Consider the following 24,355-nt stretch of genomic DNA (forward strand, 5'->3'; position numbering starts at 1 on the left):
AGCATACGGGAGAAAACTGGAATATCTAAAACAACAGAGGCTAAAAATGACGACTGTGAACGAAGCACTTGAAACGATAGAGGAAGAGGACGTAGACTTTCTGCGTCTCCAGTTTACGGACATCTTAGGAGTAGTGAAGAACGTCTCTATACCCGCTGACCAAGCCGAGAAGGCGTTCGAGGAGGGTATCTGGTTCGACGGATCGTCGATAGACGGATTCGTGAGGATACAGGAGTCGGACATGCGTCTAGATCCCGACCCCGACACCTTCGCCATACTCCCCTGGAAGCACAAGGAGAGCGGAGCGAAGACAGCACGTCTCATCTGTGACGTCAAGAACATGGACGGGGAGCCCTTCGAGGGCGACCCAAGATATGTTCTTAAGAGGGCACTTGACAGGGCAGACGAGATGGGATTCGACACTGTCAACGTAGGACCCGAGCCCGAGTTCTTCGCCTTCGAGACAGACGAGGACGGCAACGGTACGACAGAGCCCCACGACTCGGGAGGCTACTTCGATCTCGCTCCGAAGGACATGGCGAGTGATCTCCGACGTGACATGATATTCGCGTTAGAGGAGATGGGATTCGACATAGAGGCTAGCCACCACGAGGTTGCCGAGGGACAGCACGAGATCGACTTCAAGTACGACGACGGTCTCACGACTGCCGACAACATAGCCACCTTCCGCTCGGTCGTGAGGGCGGTCGCCGAGCTAAACGACGTACACGCGACCTTCATGCCCAAGCCCATAGCGGGAATCAACGGAAGCGGAATGCACACACATCTCTCGCTCTTCGACGACGACGGAAACGCATTCCACGACCCCGACGACGAGTTCGGTCTCTCGGATACTGCGAAGTCGTTCCTCGCCGGACTTCTCGAACACGCACCAGCGATCACGGCGGTCACGAATCCGACAGTCAACTCGTACAAACGTCTCGTGCCGGGATACGAGGCTCCCGTCTACGTCGCTTGGAGCGACATCAACCGTTCGGCTCTGATACGTAAGCCCGCCGCACGTACACCCGCGGCATCACGTGTCGAACTCCGTTCACCCGATCCGTCTTCGAATCCGTACCTCGCGCTCGCGGTCATGCTCCACGCCGGACTCGACGGAATCGAGAGAGGACTCGAAGCTCCCGATCCTGTCAGGGAAAACATCTACGAGTTCGACGAGGAGAAACGTGACGAGTACGGCATCGACACTCTTCCCCCCAACCTCAAGGAAGCAGTCGACGCCCTTGAAGAAGACGACGTCATACTCGACGCACTCGGCGACCACGTCTCCGAGAAGTTCGTCGAGGCGAAGAGACACGAGTGGAACGAGTACAAGGCGTACGTCTCCGACTGGGAGACCGACAGGTACCTCGAGACGTTCTGACACTGACTACATAACACACTTTTTTTCTTCCGCGCCGAGAAACACCGAGTAATGGCGTTAGTCGACAGGGTGTTACAGGTCGTGGGCTTCGTTCTGATGAACTCCGGGTTTCTGTACCTAGGCGTGCGTTTCTCGACGGGAGACGCGAGCATCAAGAAGAGTCTCGCCATCTCTCTCGCAGTCGCGGTCACCGCGGGAGCCGTCTACCTCGCGTCGCCTCCGGGTGTATTAGGAGTCCTCGGAGTCGTAGTCGTGACCTACATAGCCGTACAGACAGCCTACGACCTGAGTAACGCGAGAACAGCCCTAGCTCTGATAGCCTACTTCGTCCTGACCCTCGCGGGCGGAGTTATAGGAAGAAATCTACTGTCTCTGGTCTGACTGACTACCGCACCATTCTCTCTATCGGCACGACGAGTACGTCCTGTGCGCCCTCCTGTTTGACGAGGTTGATCGTCTCGTAGATCTCCGACTCGTCGACGACTGCGTGGACAGCCACCATCCCTTCCTCTCCTTCGACCTCCATGACAGTGGGTCCTCCGAGCCCGGGTATGACCTCCTCGACGTCTTCGAGTGAGTCGTCGGGGACATTCATCATTATGTACCTCTTGCCCTCAGCCTGAATTACGCTCCGTACCGCGTTCTCGACCTCCTGAACCTTGGGGTCGTCGGCGGAGTCGGGACGCGCGAAGAGCTTGACGCTCGACTTGAGAACCTCGTCTATTATCCCGAGACGGTTGACCTCTAAGGTCGTTCCGGTGCTCGTGATGTCGACTATACCGTCCGCCATCCCGACGTGAGGTGTGAGCTCTGTCGCACCGCTGACCTCTACGAGTTCGACGTCGACGCCCTTGTCGTCGAAGTAGTCCTCGGTGACGTTCGGGAACTCGGTCGCGACCTTCTTTCCTTCGAGATCCTCGACGGAGTCTATGTCTCCTTCCTCGGGCGAGGCGAGTACTAGACGGCAGTCTCCGTATCCGAGATCGAGAAGAGCTTCGAGGTTAGTGCGTGACTCACGTTCCTGGTCGAGTCCCGTAATTCCTATGTCGGCGGCACCGTCTCTGACGTACTCGGGTATGTCGCTCGCCCTCGCGTATATAACCGTGATATCGGGATCGACCGTCTTCGCATAGAGCTTCCTGTCGGCTCCGTTCTGTATCTGGAGACCCGCCTTCTCCAGAAGCTCGACGGTCGGCTCGTGGAGGCGTCCCTTGTTGGGAATCGCAATTCTCATTGTGTTACAAGAGAGGATTCTTCGGACTTAAGGGTACTCTATTAGGTCTATGTCCGTCTATGTACGACTAAGCACCCGTCACGAGGTCTAACATAGCTTCCTTCGGGTCGTCCGCCTTCACGACTCCGCTCGCGACTAGGACGCCCTCAGCACCGAGTTCGAGAGCTGCCTCGACGTCTTCTCCCGAAGATATACCCGCGCCACACAGGAGATCGGCGTCGGAGTGTTCCTCGACCGCCTCGGCGGCGTCCCTCACAACGCCGGGATCAGCCTGACTAACCGGTGTACCCGTTCCTATGAGTTCGGGCGGTTCGACTGCGACGTAGTCGGGTTCGAGAACCGAAGCCGCGCCCGACTGTCTCGGATTGTTCGCACAGACGACTGTTTCTAAGTCCTCTCTTTCGGCGGCTCTCAACGAGCCGTCTATGTCGGCGAGCTTGAGACGGTTTTCCGAGTGGTTGATAAGGGTTCCTGTCGCTCCCGCCTCGGCGACGCCTTCGGCTAGGATGCTTCCCGTGTTACTCCCGGGCTCTACGGGGTCGACGTGTTCGGCGAATGTCTCACATCCCGTCTCGGCGACCCTGTGTATGTCGGAGGGCTGTGGCGAGACGACGACACGTGCTCCGGTCTCGTCGGCGACTTCGACGGCTGCCTCTCCTATCTCACGCGCCTTCTCTCCCGTACCTGCTGCGTAGGTCTTGAGGTTGACTATCAGAAACATATACTATACTACCGAAAATAGACCGAGTGACTAACTGTCTTTCCTTTCGACGATATCGCCGAGCGTGTATCCGTCGGAGCTACCCTCCGAAGACCAGTCTCCCTCGCTGACTCCTTCCTCCGTGAGCTCGATTTCGAGGCTCGACTCTAGCTTCTGTCTCACCTTCTCGTCGGGTCTCATGTCGCCCTTCTCTATCTTTCTCACGAGGCTGACCTTCTCGTTGATCTCGTCTGCGAAGTCCTCCTGACTAAGACCCTTTGACTCGCGCGCCTTTCTAACCCTCTCGTCGTAGTCGGCTGCGAGAGTGCCTATCTCGTCGAAGAGATCCTTGTTACGGCTACGGCTCTTGGTTCTGCTTTTCGACCTACTCGGTGTACTCTTGCCCTCCTGGCTCTGGCTCCCGTTTTCCTGGCTCGAAGCATCGGCTTCGCTTTCCTCGTGAAGGACGGTGCCGAACTCCTCACAGTTAGAACAGACACGTAGCTTGCTGCCCTCTATACGTATGACGCTCGGATCCTGTGTCTCGGCACCACACATCTCACACTGCAATTAGTTTCACCGACTCAGTCTACGTCTTCGAGACGTATAAATATTATCGGGCTATCTTGTCGCGGCTAATCGAGACACCACGCGGGGCTATGATGATCTGATCCTCTCCCTTCTGGACTATGTCGCCGCCGACCTCGTCGGTGACGTCCCTGAACTCCTCCATTATACGTTCAGTCTTCGACTCGTTCGACCTGAAGTAGGATATGTCGGCTACTACGAGGTCTCCGTCGTATATCAGATCCTTGACGTCCATTATCCCCTCACGTCCCGTGAGCTCTGCTATATGTACGGTCATGTCTGCGTCACCCGTCTCGCCCATCTCGTACTCTTCGAGGTCGAGCTCTACGTACTCGTTGTGAGACCCGCGACCGCCGTTCCTCGTAGATCCTTCTCCTAGAAGCTTGTCTACTATACCCATACTACGGATTTTGTACTTACTAACATTAATCCTTCGTCAGACGACTGACAGACTTCTGACAGTTCACGGCTCGAACTCCCAGATCTCGTCGCCTACGTGGTGGAGGCTCTCGACGACCTTACCCTCGTCACCCACCATGTCGTCGCCCCGTGTCAGACCGCGTCCTACCGCGAGAGGCTTGTCGTGGTTCTCCTCCTTCACGACTACGAGGTCGCCCTCCTCGATACCGTCGTCGGCTTCGACGACTCCCGGACGCATCACGTCTGCGCCGTTCGTCACGAACTCGACCGCACCCGCGTCGACTGTGACTGTTGCCTTCTCGGGACGGAGTTCGAGTGCCCCCTTGACAGTCACGAAGTACTCGCCGTCGAACCTCATTATAAGTGGCTCTCCGTCGGCGAGAAGCAGGTCGTAGTCCTCCTCAAGCTCTATCTGTTCGAGACGGTAGTCACCGAGGTCGACGTCGAGCTTCTCCTCTATGCTCGACTTGATCTCGTCCGCCTCGTCCTCACGCAGATAATGCCTCGATCTTACCTCCATATCCGATAGATATCTCACGAATTCATAAAACGTTCGACAGTATTAAGTCGCAACAAGGTTTAGTAGGGTGCAATGCAAGAGATGCCACTCGACGTCCTGGAGGATCACGTCGACTCTCAGGTAGTAGTACGTCTCAAGGACGGCGAACGTTTCGTGGGGACGCTTACGAGCTTCGATCAGCACATGAACGTAGTCCTCGATCCTCTTGAGTCCGAAGAAGTCGAGGAGTACACTCACGTCGAAGACACAACCGTTATACGAGGAGACAACGTTGTCTCCATCAGACTCTAAACAGGTGTCACACAATGGGAAAAGGAACACCAACACAGGGAAAGCGTAACAAGAAGACTCACGTGAAGTGCAGGAGATGCGGAGAGAAGAGCTACCATCTCAAGAAGGAGAGATGCTCAAGCTGTGGCTTCGGAAAGTCGTCGAAACAGAGATCGTATAACTGGCAGGACAAGACGGGAGACAACTGACCCTTTTATTTCATGCAAGATAAGTGCGGCGTAGTCGGGGTACAGCTCTCGGATACGGCTTCCGAGAACTCCGCGGCGTTACCCGTCTACTACGCGCTCTATGCCTTACAGCACAGGGGACAAGAGGGCGCGGGTATAGTCACGTGTGACGGCTTCCAGCAACACTCGAAGAAGGGTCTAGGGCTCGTCGCCGATGTCTTCGACGAGGATGACATGGGAGACCTCCCCGGCGACTCGGGGATAGGACATATACGTTACCCCACGTCGGGCAAGATCGACGAGAAGTCTTGTCACCCCTTCACTGTGACCTCGAAGCAGGGATCGATAGCCCTCGGACATAACGGTAACCTCGTAAACACCGACTCCATAAGGGACGACCTCGAGTCGCTCGGACACGCATTCACGACTGAGTCGGACACAGAGGTCATGGTTCACGACCTCTCACGTAATCTCCTCGACAACGACCTACTCGAAGCCATAGAGAGGTCGATGAGGAAGATAGATGGCGCGTACTCGATCACGATGATGCACAACGACACCGTGATCGGGATACGTGACCCTCTCGGGATACGTCCTCTCTGTATAGGGAAGCTCGACGAAGGATATATAATAGCCAGCGAGTCAGTCGCCATAGACGTCTTAGACGGCGACTTCGTGAGGGACGTACGTCCGGGCGAGGTAGTCGTCTTGGACGACGACGGCAAGGGATTCGAGTCGTACCAGCTCTTCGAGAAACAGCCCGCACACTGCTTCTTCGAGTACGTCTACTTCGCGCGCCCCGACTCGGAGATAGACGGCAGGCTCGTCTATGACATGAGACGTAAGCTCGGAAGGCTCCTCTACGAGAGACACGGTGTCGACACCGATATAGTCTCACCCGTGCCTGACTCGGGACGCGCCTTCGCGACGGGATACGCCGAGGCGGGTGACATCGAGTACGCCGAGAGCCTGATGAAAAACAGGTACGTCGGACGTACCTTCATAATGCCGACACAGGACGCACGTGAGACCGCGGTAAGACTCAAGCTCAACACCATAGCCTCGAACATAGAGGGCAAGACGGTCACTCTCATAGACGATTCGGTCGTGAGGGGCACGACTTCGAACCAGCTCGTCAAGCTCCTCAAGGACAACGGCGCAGAGGAGGTACATATGCGCATAGGCTCGCCTCCGATTATATCGCCGTGTTACCTCGGAATAAACATGGCAAGCCGCGACGAACTAATGGCGAGCGACAAGTCGGTCGCCGAGATACGTGACGAGATAGGAGCCGACAGCCTCGAATACCTCGACGTCGCCGACATCTCCGAGGCTCTCGACATGCCGAAGTCGGAGATGTGTACGGGATGTGTCACCGAGGAGTATCCCATGAATATCGAGGGCGAGATATGTGGCAGGTGCTCGTCGGCGTCTGACGTCGAGGTCGCAGACGACTGAGATTAGAAAACCCAGACAGAATGGAAATTATAAAGTTAGTCCCCTCTCTACAGAGTAATGTAGAGCGTGGGTAGCCAAGCTAGGCCAACGGCGCAGCGTTGAGGGCGCTGTCCCGTAGGGGTCCGCCGGTTCGAATCCGGTCCCACGCAGTTTTTCTGAGTGAAACGAAGAAAAACGAGTAGGAGCGGTATTCGAACCAAAGAACAAGCGACAGCGAACTGACTGAGGTTCGAATCCGGTTCCACGCATACGAACGAAGTGAGAATCGCGGGGCGGGGAACATGAGTGACCGTGTCCCACGCAGTGAGCGAACTTTTAGTGGACGAAGGAGTAGGATCGATTCGAGACCTAAGCCAATATGTCAGTCTATTCTATGTGCCGCACGAGTATATCCAGCACCGACTCCCTGTCGGCGTCGACTGTGACCGTCTTCTTGCTACCGGTCTTCCCCCTCGTAACAGCTCCTCTCACGCCTAAGAGAAGCTCCAACTCGTCGAGTAGCTCCTCGTTCGCTCTTCCGTCCTTTGCGGGCTCCGAGAGACGCGCCTCGAACCTGCCGCGCCACTCGTTGAATCCGTCGGGGACTCTCGTCTCGGAGGCGTTCGGGGTGACGTCGAACTCGATCAGTGTCATCCCCTCGCTGGAGACCTCGACGGCGTCCTCGGGTGAGTGTGTAGCCATAGGGTGACTTGATCCGGCTTCTACTTGTACCTGTCTCTGTCTCCTGACACGTCGTGTGACGCCGGAACGAAAGGATTTTTGCCCGAACGAGGACAAGACTCCCTCGATGGTTGAGTTAGATCCGTGGGGCTCCGCTACAGTCGAAAGCTACTCGAAACTCTTCGAGGAGTTCGGTATAGACGAGTTCGATTCCTCGGAGGTTCCCGAGCCGATGGACCTCATGAGGCGCGGCATAATATTCGGACAGCGTGACTACGACCTCATAACTGACGCCATGAAGTCGGAGTCGGACGGCGACTACGCCGCGCTCTCGGGCTTCATGCCCTCGGGGAACGTCCATATAGGCAACATGATGGTGATGCGCGAGCTCATCTGGCACCAGAGACAGGGTGCCGACACCTACTTCCTGATCGCCGACCTCGAAGCCCACTCGGCGCGCGGAAAGTCATGGGAGGAGTGCCGCGAGATATCGCGCGACTACATACTCTCGATGATAGCCCTCGGATTCGAGCCCGACAACGGGACTATCTACCGACAGAGTGAGAACAGGGAGCTACAGGATCTCGCCTTCGAACTCGGCGAACAGACCAACTTCAACGAGCTCCGTGGGATCTACGGATTCGACGGCGACACCAACATAGCACATATGGAGAGTGTCCTGACACAGGCGGCTGACATACTCTATCCTCAGATCGACGAGCCTAAGCCGACTGTCATACCCGTCGGCGCGGATCAGGACCCACATCTGCGTCTCACACGGAGCCTCGCAAAACGCATGCGTATGTTCGGCGTCACCGAGGCTTATGCGAGCTTCGAGATCGACGAAGACGCGAAAGCCGTAGTCTCGGAAGCACTCGAAGAACTCGGAGGTGAGGCAACTGCGGAGGAACTCGCCGAAGATCTCCGCGGAGAAGTCGAAGACGACCTCGACGACGACCTTCTCAAGACTCTCGACTCGGGAGGCGACGAGAAACTCCGTCCACGTACACGTATACTCTCACGCGACGCTCCTGACGACGCCTTCGACGACCTCGTCGAAGCTATCGAGTCGGAGCACGAAGACGTCGAGGTGTACGACGAACACATAGATGTCTTCGGACTCGACGACGCCGCCGAGGACGGTATCAGAGAGACAGTACGTCAGACCGAGGTCGACCACGGAGGCTACGGATTCTACGCACCGTCATCGATATACCACAGATTTATGACAGGTCTCACAGGAGGAAAGATGTCGTCGAGCATACCCGAGAGCCATATCGCCCTCACCGACGACCCCGAGGAAGGTGCCGACAAGGTCATGAGTTCGAAGACGGGAGGAAGGGAGACCGCCGAAGAACAGAGGGAGAAAGGCGGAGAGGCAGACGACTGTCCCGTCTACGAACTCTACGCCTATATGCTCGCCGAGGACGACGAACACGCCAAGACAGTCTATGACGAATGTGTCAACGGCGAACGTCTGTGTGGTGGATGTAAGTCGGAAGCCGCCGATCTAATGGAGGAGTTCTTAGAGGAACACCACGAGAAACGCGAGGAGGCGAAGGAGAGGGTCGAGGAGTTCGGCGTCGAGCTTTAGCCGAGTTGCGTTATACTTATACTATAGTAAGTGGATTTTTTGGACATGGCAGACACAGACACAACAGTCACAGTAATAGGAGACGGTCCAGCGGGTCTGGGTGCCGCCCTCATACTCGCGAAGGACGGTCAGGACGTCGAGGTATTCGGAGACGACGAGTCGAGGATGCACGACGCTTACCTCTACAACTACCCCGGCATAGACGAGATACACGGCTCCGACTTCATGGAGATTCTGAGGGATCAGTGTGAGGATTTCGACACGAGCATCAACCACGAGAGGGTCGAGGAGATAGAGGTCGAAGACGACGGCTTCACGGTTACTACGGAGTCGGGTGACGAGTACAGTTCGGAGTACACCGTAATAGCCACGGGACTCGACAAGGATCTCGCGGAGGACATCGGCTTAGAGTTCGACGGCGACTCCGTCGAAGCCGACAAGTTCGGAAGAACCAACGTAGACGACCTCTACGCCGCGGGATGGGTCATGAGAGGACACAAGATAGAGGCGGCTATCTCGGTAGGAGACGGACAGGCTGTCGCACTCGACATACTCTCCGACATCAAGGGAGAGCCCTACCACGACTTCGATGTTCCCTGACCTGGTCGGAGTAGCTCAGAAAACAGAAGAATACAGAAGTATCTCGTAGCTGACTCACACGCTAAAAAATCTTTTCCGACTTATTTACTCAGGCTGCTTTACGTATGTAGAGTCTGAGAACGTCGCCTTCCTTTTCGAGTCCCAGGAACTCGTTACCAGTCCTATCTGCCCACGACTGAACGTCGCTCTCGGCTCCCGGATCTGTCGCGAGGACTTCGAGAACCTCGCCGTCGCCGATGTTGTCTATCTCCTTTTTGGTCTGTAAGACCGGCATAGGACAGCTTTCCCCCTTTACGTCTAACGTTTGGTCAACTTCTACTTCCATTTTTGTCACCCCAAATACCGTACTCCACCTTAGAACACAGGTAAACATATATCTTTCCCTGTCTTGTCAATACATCCCAAGACAGCCTGCGCCATAAATATTATTTAGATAGGGTCTCTATCACGAGTATGGGAGTAAAAGTAAAAGACTTCTACGCTGACTGGTGTGGACCGTGTAAGAAACAGGATCCCATAATAGAGGATCTAGAGGAGAAACATCCTGACGTTGACTTCGAGAAGGTAGACGTCGACGACAACCCCGACACCGCGAGGGACTACGGAGTACGTTCGGTTCCGACTATAATAGTCGAGAAGGACGGAGAGATAGTCGAGAAGTTCATCGGAGTCACGCAGGCTGAGAAGATAGAAGCCGCGATGGACTAGACTTTTCTGTTTCGGGATTAGGAGTCGGCTATCTCCATACCCATTCTCATACCAAAGGGCTCGGTGCTGAGCTTCTCGAAGCCGACGTCCCTGTAGAGCGAGATAGCCGCCTCGTTCCATCTTTCGACAGTTAGCCAGATCTCGTCGACGTCTTTCTTGACTGCGTGTCCAAGGAGTGCACGTATCAGACGAGAGCCTATGCCCGACCTCTGGTACTCCTGATCGACGAATATAGCGAGACTGTGTCTTCCCTCACCGTCAGGAACGAGTATAGCGTGTCCGACAGCAGTCGACTCACTCCAAGCCACGACGCTCACGCCGTCCGTGATAGAGTCGAGCCAGTCACGTATCTCGTCCTCGTCTATCGGCGGTATCCCCTGAGCGCGATCCTGAGTGTCGAAGCCTCTGTACATCTCAAAGAGTGCCTCGAACTCGTCTTCTACCTCCGACCTACCGTACTCTCTCAGACGTATGTCACGTCCGTCCCTGTCCTCGAACCTCAGAGGAGGCGACTCGAACCTACTCACCGACTTCTCGGGGTACTGGTCTTCTTCTTTCATCTCACGAGTTTGACAGATATATTAGAGTTGAGTATAACGAACTCGGCTATGTGTCCTATCCTTATCTTACCCATCGGACTCTTCTCGCCGCCTCCGAGGACTATCTCGTCGAAGCCCTCACGCTCCGCGATATCGACTATACGGCTCCCGGCGTGTCCCTCGACACGTCTGACCTCCGACGAAACGTCGTACTCATCGAGTATCCCACGAACCTTCTCCTTTACGTCGTCGGCGTCTGAGTCACTCCTCGGGTTGTCGACTACCGCAACTGTGAGGTCGTCACCCGTCTCCTCAGTTCTCTCAGCGGTTCGTCTGAGGGCACGAACCGAGTCCTCGCTTCCACCGATTCCCAGAAGAATCTTCATTATGCGTACGTATATAGACCCTGGAGAATGAATATACTAACGGAACAGACGTCTACGTCTATGTCTCTGTGACCGTTTCGCGGTTCTGTATAACGAGTAGAAAGCCCATGGATGCGAGTATGATACTGTAAGCCACTGCGGCTAAGAGAGCGTCGTAGGTACTCGCGTACTCGGAGGTTCTGAAGATTATCGCTTTACGTACCATCGCTATGACTCCGGTGTATATGATGAGTCTTACTATGACACGTGTGTCGCTTTCCTCGATGTAGGCTATTACTGTCTGGTATATCTCGGCTATTATGAGAAGGAGAAGACCCGTATCTATGAACCCCATCACGACGGTGGGCTGTGTTATGCTTCCGTCGACAGTCGCCTCTAATATCTGGAGAGACAGGTCGAATACGCCTACAGCGAACAGAAGGGCGAATATGACTCCAGCGGCTACCTCGACGTAATGTACGACCTTCTTAGTCGACGAAGCTATCGACAAGGGCGACAGTCTCATCTCTCCGGCGTCGTCGGAGTCAGACATACTCTATCCTTGCCTCCGGTGTTTAATAACCGTGACGCAGTTGGAACTACCCGTACCGTACTTTACTCAGCTATCAAAAAACAGTTAGCTAGCTAACTTATGCTCGGACGAGGTTGTCCGCTCTGGGACCCTTGTCGCCCTCGACTATCTTGAATTCGACTTCCTCACCTTCTTCTAGGTCAGGACCTCCAATGTCCTCCATGTGGAAGAAAACATCGTCGTCTGCTTCGTCCGTTTCGATAAATCCGTAACCCTTCCTGTCATGGAAAAAGGTTACCTCTCCTTCTGCCATGTTACTACATAATTACCCTAGAGGGATATACTTACCGGAAAGACACCTCCACGTCAAAGACCCTCATTCCCTGTCCGTCTTCCGACAGCTTTAAATATATGAGATACGAATTTCGGGTACCATGTCCCATAATGGAGAGGGTAGTAGAAGGGATCTGATTCCTTCGACGCCAGGCGACCACCAGGGGAATCGTTTTTTGGGATCACAGTGTAGACTCTGTTAGTATATTTGATACTACGCTTAGAGACGGCGAACAGTCTCCAGGGACGTCATTCTCGCACGACGACAAGATCAAGATAGCAGACACCCTCGACGAGATGGGTGTCGATATCATAGAGGCGGGCTTCCCGATCAACAGTGACGAGGAGTTCGAAGCTGTACGTGAGATTACACAGCGCGTCGACTCCGACGTCTGTGGTCTTGCGAGGGTCAAGAAGCCCGACATAGACGCTGCTATAGACGCAGACGTCGATCTGATACATACGTTCGTCTCGTCGAGCGACGTCCAGATCGAGAACAGCCTCGACTCGTCACGTGAGGAGGTTCTCAACATGACGGCGGAGGCTGTCGAACACATAACTGACCACGGCTATGACTGTATGTTCTCGCCGATGGACGCGACACGTACCGACTTCGACTTCCTCGTCGATATAGTCAGTACGGCGAGCGAGGCGGGAGCCGACATAGTCAACATACCCGACACAGTCGGTGTGATGCGTCCGACTGCGATGAAACGTCTCATATCGGGTCTAAGAGAAGAGGTCGACATACCTTACGACGTCCACTGTCACGACGACTTCGGTCTTGCGACCGCGAACTCGATAGCCGGAATCGAGGCGGGTGCTGTCCAGACACAGGTCAGTGTCAACGGAATAGGCGAGCGTGCCGGAAACGCGGCTCTCGAAGAGGTCGTGATGTCGATAGAGAGCATATTCGGTGTCGACACCGGAATAGACACCACTAAGATATACGAACTCTCGAAGCTCGTCGAACGTCTCTCAGGAATACCTCTGCCACAGAACAAGCCGATCGTGGGAAGCAACGCCTTCTCACACGAGTCGGGAATCCACGCCGCAGGCGTGATAGAGGACTCCTCGACATTCGAGCCCGGAATAATGACCCCCGAAATGGTGGGTCACAGACGCCGTCTCGTGATGGGCAAGCACACAGGAAAACACAGCGTCCGTGAGACGCTCCAGGACGCAGGATACGACCCGTCGGAGGACGAGGTCAATGAGATCACGAGACGTATCAAGTCGATGGGTGGCAAAGGGAAACGCATCACAGACGCCGACGTCTTCGCAATCGCCGAGAGCGTTATGTCGAACGTTCCCGAGTCGGAGAAACTCATCGACCTAGACGAGGTGAGTGTCGTCACGGGTAACAAGACTACGCCGATGGCGAGCGTAAAGGCGGACGTCGACGAGGAGGTACGTGTCGACGCGAGCGTCGGAGTAGGTCCTGTTGACGCTGCACTCAACGCCGTCGAGTCGATAATGGAGAACGAGGAAGGACACGACCACGACATAGAGATAACTGACTTCCATATCGACTCGATAAGCGGCGGAAGCGACGCCGTCGCCAACGTCTACGTCGGAGTAGCCGACTCGAAGGGACGTGAGGCAAACGCCAACGCGTCGAGCGAGGACATAACTACGGCGAGTGTCGAGGCTGTCGTCGATGCCATAAACCATCTCGTCAGGAAGAGGGAGTCAGACGACGAGATAGAAGAAACCGAGGCAACACCATGAGCAAGTCCGAGGAAGAGAAGTCTGAGAAAAAATCACAGACACAGACAGAGACAGAGAACGAGGCACAGGCTGAGGAGACTCAAGCCGAAGCCGAGGCAGGTTCGGAGGAGAGACACGAAAGGAGAGGAGCACGCGCTCTCGTCGAGGGTCTAAAAGACGAGGGCGTCGAAACGATGTTCGGTATAACCGGCGGCGCAGTCATGCCCGTATACGACGAGCTCTACGACGATGACGACATAGAGCACATAATGATGGGTCACGAACAGGGCGCAGCCCACGCCGCCGAGGCGTACCACTCGGTCTCGGGACAGCCCGGTGTCTGTCTTGCGACCTCGGGCCCGGGTGCCACTAACCTGATCACGGGGATAGCAGACGCGAGTATCGACTCACGTAGTGTCGTCGCTATCACGGGTCAGGTTCCGACCGACCTGATAGGCAACGACGCCTTCCAGGAGACAGACACACGTGGAATCACGATGCCTATCACTAAGCACAACTACCTCGTCGAGTCGAGCGACGAGGTTCCCGACACTGTCCAGGAGGCTTTCCACATAAGCTCGACCGGACGACCGGGTCCTGTCGTGATAGACCTCCCGAAGGACGTCTCGAAGGGTAACACCCAAGCACAGAAGCGAGACGTCGAAGTCGAGGGCTACAACCCGACATATAAGGGACATCCCGAACAGATCAAGAAAGCTGCGGAGGCTATACAGGACGCCGAAAAGCCCGTGATCTTCGCGGGCGGTGGTGTCATAATGGCAGAAGCGAGCGACGAGATACGTGAGCTCGCTATGGAGAACGACATACCCGTGACGACTAGTCTTCAGGGACTCGGAGCCTTCCCCGAGGACCATCCTCTTTCGCTCGGAATGCTCGGAATGCACGGAACCGGCTATGCCAACCGCGCTATCACCGAGTCTGACCTCCTGATAGCCATAGGCACGAGGTTCGACGACCGTGCGACAGGAAAGATCGAGTCGTTCGCGCCCCGTGCCGAGGTCATACACGTCGACATCGATCCCGCCGAGATATCGAAGAACATCCACGCCGACATACCCATTGTCGGGGACGCGAAGGAGGTCACACGTAACCTCAACGACTACATAGAAGCCGAGTTCTCGTCACCCGACACAGCCGACTGGCTTGAGAAGATCGACGACTGGAAGGCGAAGTACCCGATGGAGTACGAAGACGACGAGGACAGTCTCAAGCCACAGTACGTCATTGAGGAGATCGACAGGATGACTCCCGACGACACCGTCGTCACGACGGGAGTCGGACAGCACCAGATGTGGGCGGCTCAGTGGTACACCTACAAGGAGCCGCGAACGTGGGTGTCGAGCGGCGGACTCGGTGCGATGGGTGTGGGGCTCCCGATGGCGATAGGAGCCAAGTACGGGGCTCCCGACCAGGAAGTCGTCTGTATAGACGGGGACGGCTCGTTCCTGATGACGGTACAGGAGCTCTCGACCGCCGTCCGTGAGGAGCTCGACATCACGGTCGCGATACTCAACAACTACTACCTCGGAATGGTGAGGCAGTGGCAGGAGCTCTTCAACGACGAGAGGTACGCCGAGTCGGAGATGGAGAAGCTACCACAGTTCGACAAGATCGCAGAGGCGTTCGGCGCTCACGGGGAGCGCGTCGAGTCCGAGGACGAGGTCGAGGACGCACTCGAAGCCGCGTTCGAGTACGACGGTCCGAGCGTCATCGACTTCATAATCGATCCGATGGAGAACGTCTTCCCGATGGTTCCGGCGGGAAGCGGAAACGACGAGTTCATAATGGGCAAAGGAAGTCCCGGGAGTAGAATATCATGAGTCAGCCACAGAGAGAACCAAGCGGAGTCCGTAAGGGAGAGTCTGAGAAGGGAGACGGAGTCAGGGAGCACACACTCGCAGTTCTCGTCGAGAACAAGCCGGGTGTTCTTTCTCGCGTATCGGGTCTCTTCACACGGAGAGGCTTCAACATAGACTCGCTCGCAGTCGGCGAGACCGAGAACCCCAACTACTCACGTATGACGATAGTAGTTAAGGCAGACGACAAGACGATAGAGCAGGTCTCGAAACAGCTCAACCGTCTCATAGAGGTCATAAAGGTCTCGAACCTCACAGAGGACGAGTCGGTCGAACGCGAGCTTGCGATGGTAAAGGTCTCGTCGGACGAGGAGGTCAGGAGCGAGATAATGCAGATAACCGACATCTTCCGTGCGACAGTAGTCGACGTCGGAAGAGAGTCGCTCGTAGTCGAGGTCACGGGCGACTCCGACAAGATAGAGGCGATAGTCGACATGTTGCGCCAGTTCGGAATACGTGAGATGGTCAGAACCGGAAAGATCTCTCTCGCGAGAGGTCCTAAGACGACGAAGGCGGACTGAAACGAGACGAGAGAGTAGGATAGGGAAGACTAATAACCCTCTGTTCATACCATACGGATAGAAACAATGACTGACACAGACGTAGATACGGATCCAGACACGGAGATAGACGCTTACTACGACGACGACGCCGATATGTCGTACCTCGACGGTAAGACTGTCGCAGTCCTCGGATACGGGTCACAGGGTCACGCACAGGCACAGAACCTCGACGACTCGGGGGTCGACGTCGTCGTAGGTCTGAGACAGGACTCGTCGTCTTGGGAAGCCGCGAAGGAAGACGGTCTCACGGTAATGGATACGGGTCAGGCTGCCGACAAGGCTGACGTCGTCCAGATACTCGTCCCGGATACCGTCCAGCCCGATGTCTACGAGAACAGCGTCGCCCCTAACCTCGACGAGGGAGACGCTCTGATGTTCTCACACGGCTTCAACATACATTATAACCAGATAAGACCCCCCGAGAACGTCGATGTCCTCATGGTTGCGCCGAAGGCTCCCGGACATCTCGTGAGAAGAACCTACGAGAGAGGCGAGGGTACACCCGGACTCCTAGCCGTCGAACACGACTACACCGGAGAAGCCGAGGAGATAGGACTCGCCTACGCGAAGGGAATCGGCTGTACGCGTTCGGGTGTGCTTGAGACGAGCTTCAAGGAGGAGACGGAGACTGACCTCTTCGGTGAACAGGCTGTCCTCTGTGGTGGAGCCTCCGCACTCGTGAAGCAGGGGTACGAGACACTCGTTGACGCGGGGTACTCGCCCGAGATGGCTTACTTCGAGTGCATGAACGAGCTAAAGCTCATAGTCGACCTGATGTTCGAGGGCGGTCTTGAGAAGATGAGAAACTCGATAAGTGACACCGCCGAGTACGGCGACCTCACACGTGGACCTCGGGTCATAGACGAAGACGTGAGAGAGAACATGGAGGAGGTTCTCGAAGAGGTTCAGAACGGTGAGTTCGCACGCGAGTGGATAACTGAGAACCAGACTGGACGTCCCGTCTATAGCCAGCTAAAGGAGAGAGACGAGAACCACGAGATAGAGGCAGTCGGCGACGAGCTACGTTCGTTGATGACGTGGGTCGACGAGTAATACTAATAAGACAGCTCCGCGGTTTCTTCTTCGTAACACAGTCAATCACCAGAGGTTATAGACTACGAGAACCTACACAACACACGAGAGAACAGAACAAGATGTCAGAACGAACACTATACGACAAGGTCTGGGATCGCCACGAGGTACGTCAGCTTCCCACGGGACAGTCACAGCTCTTCGTAGGGCTCCATCTCATACACGAGGTCACGAGCCCACAGGCTTTCGGGATGCTGGAGGAGCGCGACCTCGAAGTCGCATTTCCCGACAGGACTTACGCCACGACCGACCACATAGTTCCGACGAAGGATCGCTCACGTCCGTTCGAGGACGAACAGGCAGAGGTCATGCTCCAGGAGCTAGAGAAGAACACTCAGAAGTACGACATAGAGTTCTTCGACCTCGACTCGGGACACCAGGGAATCGTCCACGTAGTCGGACCCGAGATGGGTCTCACACAGCCCGGTATGACGATAGCGTGTGGCGACTCACACACGAGCACACACGGCGCGTTCGGCTCGATCGGCATGGGGGTCGGCACGAGTCAGATACGTGATATATTCGCGACGGGCTGTATAGCCGCCGAGAAACAGGACGTCAGACGTATACAGGTCGAGGGATCGCTCAGCGAGGGCGTCTACGCGAAGGATCTCATACTCCGTATCATCGACGAACTCGGCGTCGAGGGTGGAATAGGCTACGTCTACGAGTACGGCGGACCCGCGATAGACGAGCTCGACATGGACGGAAGGATGTCGATATGTAACATGAGCATAGAAGGAGGTGCGCGAGCGGGATACGTCAACCCCGACGAGACGACCTTCGAGTACATAAAGGGACGTGAGTACGCTCCCGACGACGAAAACTGGGACGACGCCGTCGAGTACTGGGAGTCGATAAGATCCGACGAAGACGCCGAGTACGACGACTACGTCGAGTTCGACGCCGACGAACTAGAGCCGATGGTGACCTGGGGAATAACCCCCGGACAGGTCGTCGGAATCTCCGAGAACACTCCGTCTCTCGATGAACTCCCCGAGGGAGACCGTGAGACTGCCGAGAAGGCGTACGACCACATGCAGTTAGAGCCCGGACAGTCGATGGAGGGCGTAGACGTAGACGTCGCCTTCCTCGGCTCTTGTACGAACGCACGTCTCTCCGACCTCAGAGAGGCGGCGGAGGTACTCGAAGGACACGAGGTAGACCCCGACGTCAAGGCTCTCGCAGTACCCGGATCACAGGGTGTCAAGAGACGAGCCGAGGAGGAAGGCATAGCCGATGTATTCAGAGAAGCGGGCTTCGAGTGGCGAGGCGCGGGCTGTTCGATGTGTCTCGGAATGAACAACGACCAGCTTCAGGGTGACCAGCTGTGTGTCTCGTCGTCGAACAGGAACTACATAGGACGTATGGGAAGCAAGGAAGGACGTACGGTTCTCATGAGCCCCGCTATGGTCGCCGCCGCGGCGGTCGAGGGTGAGATAACCGATGTGAGGAGGATGATATAGATGTCCGACACCGACACTGATACCGAGATCGACAAAAACGACAACGACAGCAGAAAGTCCGTCAGACGCGTGACGGGAACCGGAGTTCCGCTGAGAGGCGACGACATCGACACCGACCAGATAGTCCCCGCGAGGTTCCTCAAGGAGGTCACATTCGAGAACATGGGGAACTACGCCTTCTACGACGCACGCCGTGACGACGACGGCGAACTCAACGACCATCCGTTCAACGTCTACAACGGAAACATACTCGTAGTCAACGACAACTTCGGCTGTGGATCGTCACGCGAACACGCCCCACAGGCTCTTATGCGGTGGGGTATCGAGGGTATCATAGGCGAGTCGTTCGCCGAGATATTCGCCGATAACTGTTCTTCGCTCGGAATACCGACGGTGACAGCCGACCACGAGACAGTCGACGAGATACAGTCGACGGTCGAAGACGATCCCGAGACACCTATCGAGATCAGAATTCAAGACGAGACCGTAACCGTCGGAGACGAGACAGTAGACGTCGGTATAGAGCCGTCGCTCAAGGAGGCTCTTCTCGAAGGCATCTGGGACACGACCGCGCTCATGAAGAGTAACCTCGACGAAGTACGAGAGACCTACGAGGAGCTACCCTACACCTCGAACTTCGACTAGATCTCGCCCGCGCCGAAACCTCTCTCCTCTCCTACCGAGAGGTACGACTCGACGAGTGCCCCGACCGCGTCTATGTGTCTTATAACCGAGAGGAGTGAGTGGTTGAGTTCCTGTCTGTCTATCTCGGGATACAGAACCCTCTCTATCGAGAGACGGTGAAGCTCGTCGAACTCCGCGATCTCTCCCTGTGGGTTGACATACCGGAATGTGCCCTCGAACGTCCTGAGGAGACGCCGTATCCTCCTGTCGATCTCGTCCTTCGTCTCCTCGTGGAGAGCGTCGAACTCCCTCAGGCTGTCCTCTACTGTCATGCTCGCCGTAAGCACGACGACGTCCTTCGGCTTGAGCTTAGCAACCCTCGCGCTGCCTCTCGACGTAGAGACGTCGTAGAGGAAGTCACGCGTACCCTCGTCCGACTCGATGAGTTTGACCTCGAATATCTGACCGTCGATGTAGTTACTAATCTTCTCCTGTGTGATTGAATCTGAGGTCATAATACTCCCGAGTAGGGCGCGGTATACATACTTTGGCTTTGATCTGACCGGGAAGCCTCTTCTACCCCGAGTTCATATACCGAGTATGACCACGGAGAGAGCCACCTTCGCCGGGGGATGTTTCTGGTGTACCGAGTCGGTATTCAAACACGTCGAGGGAGTCGACTCCGTAGTCTCGGGGTATACGGGAGGCGAAACTGACGATCCTACGTACAAGGAGGTATGTACGGGAAAGACGGGACACGCCGAGGCGGTACAGGTGAGCTACGATCCCGACGTCGTGAGTTACAGAGAACTTCTAGAGATCTTCTTCTCGACACACGACCCCACGACTCTCAACAGACAGGGACCCGATGTCGGAAGCCAGTACAGGTCGGCGGTCTTCTACCACGACGATGAACAGAGGCGCGAGGTCGAGTCGCTCGTCGACGAACTCGAATCCTCCGACGAGTATCCCTACGGAAAGGGAGATATAGTCACCGAGATAAACGAGCTTGAGGAGTTCTACGAGGCAGAGGAGTACCACCAGGACTACTACGACAAGAACCCCGGAAACGCCTACTGTAACGCCAACATCGAGCCGAAGCTCAGAAAGCTGAGGAAGAAGTTCAGCGACACCGTCGAGTCGGACGTGTAGATGTAGATTATCCCGAAGAGCTTTTGAGCTTTCTAAATGATCAAATAAAACATACATGACAGACGACAAGACTGTCGGATTCATAGGTCTCGGAATAATGGGAAAGCCGATGGCGGAGAACCTCTTGGAAGCGGGCTACTCGGTAGTCGGAAACAACCGTTCGCCCGAGCCCGTCGAGGATCTGGTTAGCCAGGGTGCCGACTCCGCCGCGACGCCCGAGGAGGTCGCGGAGAGAAGCGATGTCGTGATCTCCGTCCTGCCCGACTCCGACGTCGTGAAGGACGTCGCTCTCGGAGACGACGGAGTGATAGACGGAATCAGCGAGGGCGACGTCTTCATAGACATGTCGACTATCTCCCCCACTGTCACACAGGAGATAGCCGACGAGCTACACGAGGTCGGCGCTGACATGCTCGACGCTCCGATAAGCGGCGGAGAGGAGGGCGCAATAGAGGGAACACTCTCGATAATGGTCGGCGGAAACGACGACACCCTCGACGACCACCGCGATCTATTCGAGGTCATGGGCGATACTGTGACCCACTGCGGAGACCACGGCTCGGGACAGGTCGCTAAGGCGTGTAACCAGATCGTCCTCGGCGTGACACTTCAGGGAGTCAGCGAGGCACTCGTCTTCGCCAAGAAGGCAGGTGCGGATCTCGATGCAGTCCTCAACGCCATAAGCGGGGGTGCGGCTTCGTGCTGGGCACTCGACGCACGTGCCCCGCGTGTTATAGAGGGCAACTTCGACCCCGGATTCTTCGCGTCGTACCATTACAAGGATCTGCGTATAGCCACAGACGCCGGCGAGGCTTTCGGATCGCCGATGCCCGCGACGGAGCTCGTCCACGAGATGTTCAAGTCTATGGAACAGAAAGGACTCGGGATGGAGGATCACTCAGCGATTATCAAGATAGTCGAGGATCTCGCCGACGAGAAGGCACGAGTCGAGTAGGCGCGCCGGATTCCGATAGGAGATTTTTTATATTAGTTTCGTCCATTGTTAAGTAGTATGTTTGATGATGAAGAACTCGACGAGATAAAACAGGAACGCGAGGACTGGGAGGAAGAGACACTCGGTCCGGTTCTCGACTCGTACGGCGAACGCAAGGACGAGTTCGCTACCGTCTCGAACCTCGAAGTCGACCGTCTCTACACACCCGAGGACATAGACCACCTCGACTACAACGACGACATAGGCTTCCCCGGTGAGGAGCCCTTCACGCGTGGAGTCTACCCGACGATGTACCGCGGACGTTTCTGGACGATGCGCCAGTTCGCGGGATTCGGAACCGTCGAGGAGACCAACGAGAGGTTCCATTACCTCCTCGAAAACGGACAGACGGGTCTCTCGACGGCTTTCGACATGCCTTCTCTGATGGGACGTGACTCCGACGACCCGATGAGTGAGGGTGAGGTCGGAAAGGAAGGCTGTGCAGTCGACACTCTGAGGGACATGGAGATACTCTTCGACGAGATACCCCTCGAAGACGTCACCGTCTCGTTCACCATAAACCCGAGTGCGGCTGTCATATACGGCATGTTCGTCGCGCTCGCCGACAAGCGCGGTGTCGACAGGGAGAAGCTCAACGGGACATTCCAGAACGACATGTTCAAGGAGTTCATCGCACAGAAGGAGTGGGTCATACCCCCGCGTCCCGCTATAGACCTCGTCGTCGACACCATAGAGTTCGCGACGAACCAGAACCCCAAGATAAAGCCCGTCTCGATCTCGGGATACCATATCCGTGAGGCAGGTACGACGGCGATACAGGAGCTCGCCTTCACGCTCGCAGACGGATTCGGATACGTTGAGGCGTGCATGGAACGTGGAATGGACGTCGACGACTTCGCTCCTCAGCTCTCGTTCTTCTTCAACTCGCACAACTCGATGTTCGAGGAGATCGCGAAGTTCCGCGCCGCGAGGAAGATCTGGGCGGACAAGATGGACGAGTGGTACGACGCCGAGGACATAGAGTCGAGGAGACTCAAGTTCCACACACAGACAGCGGGACAGTCACTCACCGCACAGCAACCTCTCAACAACGTCGTCAGGACGACGATACAGGCACTCGCGGGAGTCCTCGGAGGCACTCAGTCGCTCCACACTAACAGCTACGACGAGGCTCTCGCACTTCCGAGTGAGGAGGCGGTCAAGGTCGCTCTCAGGACACAGCAGATCATCGCACACGAGTCGGGAGCCGCCGACGTCGTCGATCCCCTCGGAGGCTCGTACTTCGTCGAGTCGCTCACCGACGAGGTCTACGAGAAGACGATGGACTACATCGACCACATCAAGGAGCTCGGAGACGGCTCCGTCCTAGAGGGTATCTTTGTCGGACTCGACGAGGGATGGTTCCAGAAGGAGACACACGAGTCCGCCTTCGAGTACCAGCAGAGGGTCGAGAGCGGCGACGAGGTCGTCGTCGGTGTCAACAAGTACGTCGAGGAAGAGGACGACCAGGACATCGACATACTCCACGTCGACGAACAGGAGGCGTACGAGACACAGATCAACCGTCTCAACGAGGTCAAGGAGGAGAGAGACGACGAGGCTGTCGACGAGGCACTCGAAGACCTGCGTGAGGCTATCGAGAACGACGAGAACACGATGCCTTACATAGTCGCCGCGGTCAAGGAGTACGCCACGATGGGCGAGATAATGGGAGTCTTCAAGGACATACACGGAGCCTACCACGAGAGCAAGCTGAGAGCGTAAAGTAGTATATAAGAGTAGAGTTCTCTTCTCTCTTCATCTCATCTTCTTCTCTTTTCTGCTCTATTCACGTTTATTTATACTGCAGCGCCGATGTGCTCCGCCTGCTCCTGGTAACGGTTACGTATCGTAACCTCGGTGATGTCGGCGACCTCGGCGATCTCCTGCTGAGTCCTCTTCTCGTTTGTGAGCATCGAGGCGAGGTATATCGCGGCGGCGGCGTATCCCTTTGGCGACTTGCCGCTTGCGAGTCCCTGTTCCGACGTCTCACGTATAATCTTCTTCGCCCTCTCCTCGACCTCGGAGCTGAGCTCAAGCTCTGAGGCTATACGGGGCACGAACTCGACGGGGTCGGTCGGACCGATTTCGAGTCCGAGCTCACGCATTATGTACCTGTAGGTCCTCGCCAGCTCCTTCTCGTCGACACGTGAGACCTCGGCGACCTCGTCTATCGACCTGGGTATGCTTCCCTGTCTCAGCGCGGCGTAGAGTGCGGCGGCTGCGACGCCCTCTATTGAACGTCCCGGGAGGAGATCCTCGTCTACGGCACGTCTCTGTATCATCGAGGCGACCTCACGCGTGTTCTCGGGGACGTTGAGCGCACTTCCCATCCTGTCTATCTCTCCGAGAGCGTACCTCAGACCACGCTCCTTGCCCTTAGCCTGCGACCTCTTGTGCCACTTACGCAGCCTCTTCATCTGGGCGCGCTTGTTCGACGAGAGCGAGTTGCCGAATGCGTCCTTGTCCTGCCAGTCGATCTCTGTCGAGAGACCCTTGTCGTGCATCTTCTCAGTACGCGGCGCGCCTACACGTGCCTTCGAGTCCCTCTCCTCCGAGTCGAATGCCCTCCACTCGGGACCCTGGTCGATATGCCCCTCGTCGACTACGAGACCACAGTCCTGACAGACGGTCTCTCCCCTCTCAGGATCTTCTATGAGGCTGTCGGAGCCACACTCGGGACACTCCAACTCCTCTGACTCCTTGTTCACCTCCTCTGTCTCGTCCTCTTCGTCTCTCTCGTATGTTCTTATTGATGTTGATGTGTTATTGACCATTACACTT

At 56.1% G+C, this 24,355-nt stretch carries 30 protein-coding genes and 1 tRNA gene; 18 read left to right on the forward strand and 13 right to left on the reverse strand.

Annotation, left to right across the window (positions count from 1 at the left end; genetic code table 11):
* Positions 1-46 precede the first annotated feature (46 nt).
* Positions 47-1,384 (forward strand): type I glutamate--ammonia ligase, encoded by a 1,338-nt coding sequence (gene glnA, locus SV253_00070; protein ID MDY6774486.1) that lies wholly within the window; start codon positions 47-49, stop codon positions 1,382-1,384.
* Between the two features lie 51 nt (positions 1,385-1,435).
* On the forward strand, positions 1,436-1,765 hold the full coding sequence (locus tag SV253_00075) for a hypothetical protein (GenBank protein MDY6774487.1): 330 nt from the start codon (positions 1,436-1,438) through the stop codon (positions 1,763-1,765).
* 4 nt (positions 1,766-1,769) lie between these two features.
* On the opposite strand, the gene hisG is transcribed toward SV253_00075, so the two are convergent.
* The 5 genes from hisG to SV253_00100 all read right to left on the reverse strand — a co-directional run bounded on the left by hisG (position 1,770) and on the right by SV253_00100 (position 4,846).
* The gene (hisG, locus tag SV253_00080; GenBank protein MDY6774488.1) at positions 1,770-2,618 is read right to left on the reverse strand and encodes an ATP phosphoribosyltransferase; all 849 of its coding nucleotides are present in this window, start codon (positions 2,616-2,618) and stop codon (positions 1,770-1,772) included.
* A 67-nt stretch (positions 2,619-2,685) separates the two neighbouring features.
* A complete protein-coding gene (gene tpiA, locus SV253_00085; GenBank protein MDY6774489.1) occupies positions 2,686-3,339 on the reverse strand; it encodes a triose-phosphate isomerase in 654 nt (217 codons plus the stop codon).
* 30 nt (positions 3,340-3,369) lie between these two features.
* Entirely contained in the window at positions 3,370-3,888 is a 519-nt protein-coding gene (locus tag SV253_00090; GenBank protein MDY6774490.1) for a multiprotein bridging factor aMBF1, read from the reverse strand.
* Between the two features lie 43 nt (positions 3,889-3,931).
* On the reverse strand, positions 3,932-4,306 hold the full coding sequence (gene sepF / locus SV253_00095) for a cell division protein SepF (protein ID MDY6774491.1): 375 nt from the start codon (positions 4,304-4,306) through the stop codon (positions 3,932-3,934).
* A gap of 63 nt (positions 4,307-4,369) precedes the next feature.
* On the reverse strand, positions 4,370-4,846 hold the full coding sequence (locus SV253_00100; protein ID MDY6774492.1) for an RNA-binding protein: 477 nt from the start codon (positions 4,844-4,846) through the stop codon (positions 4,370-4,372).
* A 72-nt stretch (positions 4,847-4,918) separates the two neighbouring features.
* Between SV253_00100 and SV253_00105 the strand changes: the two genes are divergently transcribed.
* The 4 genes from SV253_00105 (at position 4,919) to SV253_00120 (ending at position 6,911) form a co-directional block, all read left to right on the forward strand.
* Complete coding sequence (locus SV253_00105; GenBank protein MDY6774493.1) at positions 4,919-5,137, forward strand: LSM domain-containing protein; 219 nt, start codon at positions 4,919-4,921, stop codon at positions 5,135-5,137.
* Between the two features lie 14 nt (positions 5,138-5,151).
* Positions 5,152-5,325, forward strand: coding sequence for a 50S ribosomal protein L37e (locus SV253_00110; protein ID MDY6774494.1), 174 nt, complete (start codon positions 5,152-5,154; stop codon positions 5,323-5,325).
* Between the two features lie 12 nt (positions 5,326-5,337).
* Positions 5,338-6,762 carry an amidophosphoribosyltransferase gene (purF, locus tag SV253_00115; GenBank protein MDY6774495.1) on the forward strand — a complete coding sequence of 475 codons (1,425 nt, stop codon included), beginning with the start codon at positions 5,338-5,340 and terminating at the stop codon, positions 6,760-6,762.
* Positions 6,763-6,826: 64 nt separating this feature from the next.
* Positions 6,827-6,911, forward strand: a tRNA-Leu gene (locus tag SV253_00120).
* Between the two features lie 217 nt (positions 6,912-7,128).
* Here SV253_00120 and SV253_00125 read toward each other — a convergent pair.
* Positions 7,129-7,443 (reverse strand): DUF167 family protein, encoded by a 315-nt coding sequence (locus SV253_00125; protein ID MDY6774496.1) that lies wholly within the window; start codon positions 7,441-7,443, stop codon positions 7,129-7,131.
* 106 nt (positions 7,444-7,549) lie between these two features.
* Here SV253_00125 and SV253_00130 point away from each other — a divergent pair, with 106 nt between their 5' ends.
* Together SV253_00130 and SV253_00135 are read left to right on the forward strand one after the other, a co-directional pair.
* The gene (locus SV253_00130; protein ID MDY6774497.1) at positions 7,550-9,016 is read left to right on the forward strand and encodes a tryptophan--tRNA ligase; all 1,467 of its coding nucleotides are present in this window, start codon (positions 7,550-7,552) and stop codon (positions 9,014-9,016) included.
* Between the two features lie 45 nt (positions 9,017-9,061).
* Complete coding sequence (locus SV253_00135) at positions 9,062-9,616, forward strand: FAD-dependent oxidoreductase (protein MDY6774498.1); 555 nt, start codon at positions 9,062-9,064, stop codon at positions 9,614-9,616.
* A gap of 88 nt (positions 9,617-9,704) precedes the next feature.
* Here SV253_00135 and SV253_00140 read toward each other — a convergent pair whose 3' ends face one another.
* Complete coding sequence (locus SV253_00140; protein MDY6774499.1) at positions 9,705-9,989, reverse strand: sulfurtransferase TusA family protein; 285 nt, start codon at positions 9,987-9,989, stop codon at positions 9,705-9,707.
* An 80-nt stretch (positions 9,990-10,069) separates the two neighbouring features.
* On the opposite strand from SV253_00140, the gene SV253_00145 reads away from it, so the two are divergent.
* Complete coding sequence (locus tag SV253_00145; protein MDY6774500.1) at positions 10,070-10,324, forward strand: thioredoxin family protein; 255 nt, start codon at positions 10,070-10,072, stop codon at positions 10,322-10,324.
* Between the two features lie 17 nt (positions 10,325-10,341).
* Here SV253_00145 and SV253_00150 read toward each other — a convergent pair whose 3' ends face one another.
* The 4 genes from SV253_00150 to SV253_00165 form a co-directional block, all read right to left on the reverse strand.
* The gene (locus tag SV253_00150; GenBank protein ID MDY6774501.1) at positions 10,342-10,884 is read right to left on the reverse strand and encodes a GNAT family N-acetyltransferase; all 543 of its coding nucleotides are present in this window, start codon (positions 10,882-10,884) and stop codon (positions 10,342-10,344) included.
* Positions 10,881-11,249, reverse strand: a complete 369-nt coding sequence (locus SV253_00155) for a universal stress protein (protein ID MDY6774502.1) — start codon at positions 11,247-11,249, stop codon at positions 10,881-10,883. Before SV253_00155 ends, SV253_00150 begins: the two co-directional genes overlap by 4 nt.
* Positions 11,250-11,307: 58 nt before the next feature.
* Positions 11,308-11,781 (reverse strand): phosphate-starvation-inducible PsiE family protein, encoded by a 474-nt coding sequence (locus tag SV253_00160; protein ID MDY6774503.1) that lies wholly within the window; start codon positions 11,779-11,781, stop codon positions 11,308-11,310.
* 97 nt (positions 11,782-11,878) lie between these two features.
* Positions 11,879-12,073 (reverse strand): cold shock domain-containing protein, encoded by a 195-nt coding sequence (locus tag SV253_00165; protein MDY6774504.1) that lies wholly within the window; start codon positions 12,071-12,073, stop codon positions 11,879-11,881.
* A 188-nt stretch (positions 12,074-12,261) separates the two neighbouring features.
* Here SV253_00165 and SV253_00170 point away from each other — a divergent pair, with 188 nt between their 5' ends.
* The 6 genes from SV253_00170 to SV253_00195 all read left to right on the forward strand — a co-directional run bounded on the left by SV253_00170 (position 12,262) and on the right by SV253_00195 (position 19,446).
* Positions 12,262-13,824 (forward strand): 2-isopropylmalate synthase, encoded by a 1,563-nt coding sequence (locus SV253_00170; GenBank protein ID MDY6774505.1) that lies wholly within the window; start codon positions 12,262-12,264, stop codon positions 13,822-13,824.
* Complete coding sequence (gene ilvB, locus SV253_00175; protein ID MDY6774506.1) at positions 13,821-15,644, forward strand: biosynthetic-type acetolactate synthase large subunit; 1,824 nt, start codon at positions 13,821-13,823, stop codon at positions 15,642-15,644. The genes SV253_00170 and ilvB overlap by 4 nt, the downstream gene beginning before the upstream one ends.
* The gene (ilvN, locus tag SV253_00180) at positions 15,641-16,201 is read left to right on the forward strand and encodes an acetolactate synthase small subunit (GenBank protein ID MDY6774507.1); all 561 of its coding nucleotides are present in this window, start codon (positions 15,641-15,643) and stop codon (positions 16,199-16,201) included. Before ilvB ends, ilvN begins: the two co-directional genes overlap by 4 nt.
* Positions 16,202-16,267: 66 nt before the next feature.
* Positions 16,268-17,296: a ketol-acid reductoisomerase gene (ilvC, locus tag SV253_00185; protein MDY6774508.1), complete on the forward strand. Its 1,029-nt coding sequence runs from the start codon at positions 16,268-16,270 to the stop codon at positions 17,294-17,296.
* A 101-nt stretch (positions 17,297-17,397) separates the two neighbouring features.
* Complete coding sequence (gene leuC / locus SV253_00190) at positions 17,398-18,801, forward strand: 3-isopropylmalate dehydratase large subunit (protein MDY6774509.1); 1,404 nt, start codon at positions 17,398-17,400, stop codon at positions 18,799-18,801.
* Positions 18,802-19,446 (forward strand): 3-isopropylmalate dehydratase small subunit, encoded by a 645-nt coding sequence (locus SV253_00195; protein MDY6774510.1) that lies wholly within the window; start codon positions 18,802-18,804, stop codon positions 19,444-19,446.
* On the opposite strand, the gene SV253_00200 is transcribed toward SV253_00195, so the two are convergent.
* The gene (locus SV253_00200; protein ID MDY6774511.1) at positions 19,443-19,940 is read right to left on the reverse strand and encodes a hypothetical protein; all 498 of its coding nucleotides are present in this window, start codon (positions 19,938-19,940) and stop codon (positions 19,443-19,445) included. The two genes, SV253_00195 and SV253_00200, sit on opposite strands and share 4 nt — an antisense overlap.
* A gap of 85 nt (positions 19,941-20,025) precedes the next feature.
* Between SV253_00200 and msrA the strand changes: the two genes are divergently transcribed.
* Genes msrA through SV253_00215 form a run of 3 tightly spaced genes read left to right on the forward strand, consistent with a single transcriptional unit; the run spans position 20,026 to position 23,296 of the window.
* The gene (gene msrA, locus SV253_00205; protein MDY6774512.1) at positions 20,026-20,577 is read left to right on the forward strand and encodes a peptide-methionine (S)-S-oxide reductase MsrA; all 552 of its coding nucleotides are present in this window, start codon (positions 20,026-20,028) and stop codon (positions 20,575-20,577) included.
* A gap of 55 nt (positions 20,578-20,632) precedes the next feature.
* Entirely contained in the window at positions 20,633-21,532 is a 900-nt protein-coding gene (locus SV253_00210) for a 2-hydroxy-3-oxopropionate reductase (protein ID MDY6774513.1), read from the forward strand.
* A 57-nt stretch (positions 21,533-21,589) separates the two neighbouring features.
* Positions 21,590-23,296, forward strand: a complete 1,707-nt coding sequence (locus SV253_00215) for a methylmalonyl-CoA mutase family protein (protein MDY6774514.1) — start codon at positions 21,590-21,592, stop codon at positions 23,294-23,296.
* A gap of 74 nt (positions 23,297-23,370) precedes the next feature.
* On the opposite strand, the gene SV253_00220 is transcribed toward SV253_00215, so the two are convergent.
* Positions 23,371-24,348: a transcription initiation factor IIB gene (locus tag SV253_00220; GenBank protein MDY6774515.1), complete on the reverse strand. Its 978-nt coding sequence runs from the start codon at positions 24,346-24,348 to the stop codon at positions 23,371-23,373.
* Between the last annotated feature and the right edge of the window lie 7 nt (positions 24,349-24,355).

The organism is Candidatus Afararchaeum irisae (genome assembly GCA_034190545.1).
GTDB classification, from domain to species: Archaea; Halobacteriota; Halobacteria; order Halobacteriales; family Afararchaeaceae; genus Afararchaeum; species Afararchaeum irisae.

What these genes read in the sequence shown, in the direction of transcription:
- glnA (MDY6774486.1), top strand. Translation starts at nt 47, where the DNA reads ATGACGACTGTGAACGAAGCACTTGAAACGATAGAGGAAGAGGACGTA.
- SV253_00075 (MDY6774487.1), top strand. Translation starts at nt 1,436, where the DNA reads ATGGCGTTAGTCGACAGGGTGTTACAGGTCGTGGGCTTCGTTCTGATG.
- hisG (MDY6774488.1), bottom strand. Translation starts at nt 2,618, where the DNA reads ATGAGAATTGCGATTCCCAACAAGGGACGCCTCCACGAGCCGACCGTC.
- tpiA (MDY6774489.1), bottom strand. Translation starts at nt 3,339, where the DNA reads ATGTTTCTGATAGTCAACCTCAAGACCTACGCAGCAGGTACGGGAGAG.
- sepF (MDY6774491.1), bottom strand. Translation starts at nt 4,306, where the DNA reads ATGGGTATAGTAGACAAGCTTCTAGGAGAAGGATCTACGAGGAACGGC.
- SV253_00100 (MDY6774492.1), bottom strand. Translation starts at nt 4,846, where the DNA reads ATGGAGGTAAGATCGAGGCATTATCTGCGTGAGGACGAGGCGGACGAG.
- SV253_00105 (MDY6774493.1), top strand. Translation starts at nt 4,919, where the DNA reads ATGCAAGAGATGCCACTCGACGTCCTGGAGGATCACGTCGACTCTCAG.
- SV253_00110 (MDY6774494.1), top strand. Translation starts at nt 5,152, where the DNA reads ATGGGAAAAGGAACACCAACACAGGGAAAGCGTAACAAGAAGACTCAC.
- purF (MDY6774495.1), top strand. Translation starts at nt 5,338, where the DNA reads ATGCAAGATAAGTGCGGCGTAGTCGGGGTACAGCTCTCGGATACGGCT.
- SV253_00125 (MDY6774496.1), bottom strand. Translation starts at nt 7,443, where the DNA reads ATGGCTACACACTCACCCGAGGACGCCGTCGAGGTCTCCAGCGAGGGG.
- SV253_00130 (MDY6774497.1), top strand. Translation starts at nt 7,550, where the DNA reads ATGGTTGAGTTAGATCCGTGGGGCTCCGCTACAGTCGAAAGCTACTCG.
- SV253_00135 (MDY6774498.1), top strand. Translation starts at nt 9,062, where the DNA reads ATGGCAGACACAGACACAACAGTCACAGTAATAGGAGACGGTCCAGCG.
- SV253_00140 (MDY6774499.1), bottom strand. Translation starts at nt 9,989, where the DNA reads ATGTTTACCTGTGTTCTAAGGTGGAGTACGGTATTTGGGGTGACAAAA.
- SV253_00145 (MDY6774500.1), top strand. Translation starts at nt 10,070, where the DNA reads ATGGGAGTAAAAGTAAAAGACTTCTACGCTGACTGGTGTGGACCGTGT.
- SV253_00150 (MDY6774501.1), bottom strand. Translation starts at nt 10,884, where the DNA reads ATGAAAGAAGAAGACCAGTACCCCGAGAAGTCGGTGAGTAGGTTCGAG.
- SV253_00155 (MDY6774502.1), bottom strand. Translation starts at nt 11,249, where the DNA reads ATGAAGATTCTTCTGGGAATCGGTGGAAGCGAGGACTCGGTTCGTGCC.
- SV253_00160 (MDY6774503.1), bottom strand. Translation starts at nt 11,781, where the DNA reads ATGTCTGACTCCGACGACGCCGGAGAGATGAGACTGTCGCCCTTGTCG.
- SV253_00165 (MDY6774504.1), bottom strand. Translation starts at nt 12,073, where the DNA reads ATGGCAGAAGGAGAGGTAACCTTTTTCCATGACAGGAAGGGTTACGGA.
- ilvB (MDY6774506.1), top strand. Translation starts at nt 13,821, where the DNA reads ATGAGCAAGTCCGAGGAAGAGAAGTCTGAGAAAAAATCACAGACACAG.
- ilvN (MDY6774507.1), top strand. Translation starts at nt 15,641, where the DNA reads ATGAGTCAGCCACAGAGAGAACCAAGCGGAGTCCGTAAGGGAGAGTCT.
- ilvC (MDY6774508.1), top strand. Translation starts at nt 16,268, where the DNA reads ATGACTGACACAGACGTAGATACGGATCCAGACACGGAGATAGACGCT.
- leuC (MDY6774509.1), top strand. Translation starts at nt 17,398, where the DNA reads ATGTCAGAACGAACACTATACGACAAGGTCTGGGATCGCCACGAGGTA.
- SV253_00195 (MDY6774510.1), top strand. Translation starts at nt 18,802, where the DNA reads ATGTCCGACACCGACACTGATACCGAGATCGACAAAAACGACAACGAC.
- SV253_00200 (MDY6774511.1), bottom strand. Translation starts at nt 19,940, where the DNA reads ATGACCTCAGATTCAATCACACAGGAGAAGATTAGTAACTACATCGAC.
- msrA (MDY6774512.1), top strand. Translation starts at nt 20,026, where the DNA reads ATGACCACGGAGAGAGCCACCTTCGCCGGGGGATGTTTCTGGTGTACC.
- SV253_00210 (MDY6774513.1), top strand. Translation starts at nt 20,633, where the DNA reads ATGACAGACGACAAGACTGTCGGATTCATAGGTCTCGGAATAATGGGA.
- SV253_00215 (MDY6774514.1), top strand. Translation starts at nt 21,590, where the DNA reads ATGTTTGATGATGAAGAACTCGACGAGATAAAACAGGAACGCGAGGAC.
- SV253_00220 (MDY6774515.1), bottom strand. Translation starts at nt 24,348, where the DNA reads ATGGTCAATAACACATCAACATCAATAAGAACATACGAGAGAGACGAA.